1 protein-coding gene is annotated in these 1060 nt (G+C 48.2%); it reads left to right on the top strand.

Features of this window, described 5'->3' with window-relative positions:
- The first annotated feature begins 98 nt into the window (after nucleotides 1-98).
- Nucleotides 99-1052 (top strand): IS30 family transposase, encoded by a 954-nt coding sequence (locus ICN49_RS11595; protein ID WP_216168232.1) that lies wholly within the window; start codon nucleotides 99-101, stop codon nucleotides 1050-1052.
- Nucleotides 1053-1060 lie beyond the last annotated feature (8 nt).

Genomic DNA, 1060 nt, shown 5'->3' with positions numbered 1-1060 from the left:
GGTGGATTCAACTACGAAGTGCAACTTTGAACAACTAGTTAAGGAGGCTAAGGATGTTTTAGTATCCAAAGCTTCTAGACCTGCAAGTCAAAGTAGCCATGACCTATCAACACCTTAGCCAAACTGAACGATATCAGATTTATATCCTCATGAAAGACGGAAAAACCCAAACTCAAATAGCCCAACTGATGGATCGGCATAAGTCGACCATTAGCCGAGAGCTTGCTCGCAATACGGGGCTCAAAGGTTACCGTCCCAAGCAAGCCTGCCTGTTGGCAGAAGAACGCTCATTAGGCTGCCGTAATGCCGCCCAAATAACAGCCGATCAATGGAATCAGACAGTGGATTGCCTCTTAGCTCAGTGGAGCCCCGTCCAAATTGCCAATCAGGTTGGCATTAGTCATGAGACCATCTACCGCCATGTCTACGCCGATAAAGCCGCTGGCGGCAATCTTTACCAGCAGCTGCGTTGCCAAAAAAAGCGCAAGAAACGCTATGCCAGCGGCCGTGATCGCAGAGGCCAAATAGTAGGTAGGCGGCCGATCAGTGAGCGCCCAGCGCACATTGAGACAAGATCCCAAGTCGGCCACTGGGAAGGCGATACTGTAATTGGAGCGGCCCACAAGCAAGCTGTTGTGACCTTGGTTGAGCGCAAGAGTGGCTATGCCGTTTTGGCTAAGGTCAAGAACAAGACGTCGGATTTAGTCAGTAGCGCCATCATCACTAAATTAAACGCCGTGACCCCACTCGTTAAAACCCTGACTTTTGACAACGGCAAGGAATTTGCCGAGCACGCCAGGATTGATACAGCTCTTCAATCAACGACGTACTTTGCGGATCCGTTTGCTAGTTGGCAACGTGGATCAAATGAAAACTTCAATGGTCTATTGCGGCAATACATCCCCAAAAAGAGACCGCTATCTACTGTGACCGATAAGGAGCTTAGAATGATCCAAGACCGTTTAAACAACCGACCTAGAAAACGATTAGGATTTAAAACCCCCAATGAAGTATTTATGCAGTCCTTAAACCGTGTTGCACTTCGTGTTTGAATCTACGA

It is taken from the genome of Polynucleobacter finlandensis (assembly GCF_018881755.1).
In the GTDB taxonomy this organism is placed as follows: Bacteria; Pseudomonadota; Gammaproteobacteria; order Burkholderiales; family Burkholderiaceae; genus Polynucleobacter; species Polynucleobacter finlandensis.
This window is presented reverse-complemented; position numbering and strand designations above follow the sequence as displayed.

Coding starts and splice junctions, on each gene's coding strand:
- ICN49_RS11595 (WP_216168232.1), top strand. CDS start 99: ATGACCTATCAACACCTTAGCCAAACTGAACGATATCAGATTTATATC.